The organism is Acidovorax sp. KPB24-07 (assembly GCF_057543315.1).
This window is the reverse complement of the sequence record NZ_BAAJYS010000450.1, coordinates 1-2,507: the sequence shown is the minus strand read 5'-3', so window position 1 is coordinate 2,507 and position 2,507 is coordinate 1. Positions and strand designations below refer to the sequence as shown.

Annotated in this window: 2 protein-coding genes and 1 pseudogene; 1 reads left to right on the top strand and 2 read right to left on the bottom strand. The window is 66.8% G+C overall.

The genetic code is table 11. The annotated features are described in order from the left end of the window. Positions 1 to 368: pseudogene (locus AC27IQ_RS22405) on the bottom strand (hypothetical protein); the annotation flags it as partial. 300 nt (positions 369 to 668) lie between these two features. On the opposite strand from AC27IQ_RS22405, the gene AC27IQ_RS22400 reads away from it, so the two are divergent. After that, entirely contained in the window at positions 669 to 1,151 is a 483-nt protein-coding gene (locus AC27IQ_RS22400) for a hypothetical protein (RefSeq protein WP_317351863.1), read from the top strand. A 52-nt stretch (positions 1,152 to 1,203) separates the two neighbouring features. On the opposite strand, the gene AC27IQ_RS22395 is transcribed toward AC27IQ_RS22400, so the two are convergent. After that, positions 1,204 to 2,163, bottom strand: coding sequence for a chemotaxis protein (locus AC27IQ_RS22395; protein WP_284428988.1), 960 nt, complete (start codon positions 2,161 to 2,163; stop codon positions 1,204 to 1,206). Positions 2,164 to 2,507 lie beyond the last annotated feature (344 nt).

Sequence of the window (2,507 nt, the reverse complement as noted above, 5' to 3'; positions counted from 1 at the left end):
CGGCGGCGGTCGGCGTCGCGCGCTTCCCGGGCCTCGCGGTCCCGGCGGTCGCGCCAGGCGCGCTCGCGGTCTTCGCGCATCTGCCGTTCACGCCAGTCGTCCCGGCGATCGTCACGGCGGTCCCAGCCATACGCCGGCACGGGCGTGGGTACATAGACGGGGTAGGCGGGCCGGCTGTAGCCATAGGCCGGCTGTTCGTACACGGTGATCGACGTCGAGCCATTGGCCGGGTAGGGATAGGACGGCGTTGCCGGATAGTTGGCGGACGGATAGGCGGGCTCGTAGTAGGGGTCGCCGGGCACCGCGCAGCCCGTGGCCAGCACGGCCAGGGTGCCGGCGGCAAGGATTCGGAGGGCGGGGTGGAACATGGAAAGGCCTCGCTGGCTGGTGGCCGCGCTGCAGGGAGCGTCTGGCGGCCGATGGGTGACGGCGGCGGTCAGGCGACACGCCGCGCCCGTGTGTGACGCGCTGATGACCATTTTGGTTGACCTTGCGCGGGCGCCATTGTCAGGCTTTGCCCCGTCTTCACACAGCGGGCGGATCGATGATCTGGCCGGCGAATGGATCTGGGCCGCGCCGCCGGCCATGTGCCATGCGCGGCCCGTTCTACACTGTGCAGCTTTGCCTTCGGACGACCTTGGTGCGGCCGAAGGCCCCATCTGGCCGACATGACCGAAGATTCAGAACTTACCCCCGTGCAGGAACCCCGCCTGTGGAGCGACGAGCGCTGGACTGCGCGCGTCGTCAAGAACGAAGACGACGATGGCTGGGCCGTCGAGATGACGCTGCGGGGAGAGTCCGAGCCCGCGCTGGTCGGCCCCTGGACCATGGGGCGCGACAAGAAGAATCCCAAACCGCTGGATGTCTCGGCCTTCCACACGCTGGTCAAGACCGCGTCGGAGGTGTTGCGCCGCCACGAGCAGCAACTGCATGCCCAGTTGAACAAGAGTGTCACGGTCACCGTGCGGGACCAGCGCGTGCGCGTTTCGCTGGCGATCGAGCCGGACGATGAGCACCCCACCGCGACGCTGAGCGCGCATTCGGCGCTGGACGACGAACTGCTCGCCCGCGTGGGCGTGTCGCCCGGCTTCGTGCTCACCAGCGCCAGCGCAGCGGCCTGGGTGGAGAACGGCTACCCGAGGCCGCGCTGAGCGGCGGCGAGGCCGCCGTGGCCCCCAGCGCCGCCGTGTTGGCTGGCAGGATTTACTTGGGCAGCACGCGGCGCATGGTCTCGGCCAGGTCTTCCGCGACGAACTTCGCCACGTAGCCGTCGGCCCCCACGCTGCGCACATGGTCCTCGTTGGCCGAGCCCGACAGCGAGGAGTGGATGACCACCGGAATCTTGTTCAGGCGCGCATCCTGCTTGATGTTGCGGGTGAGCGTGAAGCCGTCCATCTCGGGCATTTCCAGATCGGTCAGCACCAGCGCGACGCGATCGGCGGCGGTCTTGCCCTCGGCCTCGGCGGCGCGGGCGATGGCGTTCAGCCGGTCCCAGGCCTCCTTGCCTGACTTGGTCATTTCGTAAGGCGCGTGCAGGGCCTGCAGTTCCTTCTCGATGAGAGAGCGGGCCACGAACGAATCGTCGGCGGCCAGGATCATGGTGCCGGGCTTGAGCTTCAGGCGCGGGCCGACCTTCTCGGGATCGACCTTGTGCTCGTCGGAAGGCGAGACCATCTGCAGGATGGCCTCCACGTCCAACACCTGCGCGAGGCGGGAGCCATCGGTGTTGCCATCCAGCCGGGCGATGCTGGTCACCAGCTGGCCGCCGGTGCCGCTGGCTTCGGCGGAAAGCACCTGCTTCCAATCCAGGCGCACGATGTCTTCCACCGATTCCACGGCGAAGGCTTGTGTGGTGCGCGCGTATTCGGTCACCAGCATGATGTTCAGGCCGGTCTGCGGCTTGCAGCCGACGATGGAGGGCAAGTCGAGCACCGGGATGATCTGGCCGCGCAGATTGACCACGCCCAGCGAATGCGGCGTGGCGCCGGCGATGGGCGTGATGCTGGGCATCGCCACGATCTCGCGGATCTTGAAGACGTTGATGCCGAACAGCTCGGATTTGCCCAGGTTGTCGTCAATGCCCAACCGAAAGAGCAGCAACTCGAATTTATTGGTTCCGGTGAGGTTGGTCCGCTCGTCAATTTCCTGCTGCACTGCCTTCATCGCTGCCCCCTTCGCATTGGATACGCGTGTTTACAAATTTTAGAGCGGGATGGGAAAGGCCCGGTCCTAATATTTTCCCTTGTTGCGCCCGCGCTCCGATTGGCAGGAGCGCAGTGCAATCTTCTTGCCAGCGAGAGCGGCAATGGGTATCAGGCGGGGAATTCCAATCCCAGGAGTCATCCCGGGCCTGCCGCTCACGCGGCCTTCAAGGTTCCCCCCGGCCAGGATTCGGGATCGCCGTGGGGGCGCAAGCGGAAGACCGCCACGGCCTGCACCAGTTGCTGCGCCTGCAGCTTCAGGCTGTCCGCCGCCGCGGCGCTTTGTTCCACCAGCGCGGCGTTCTG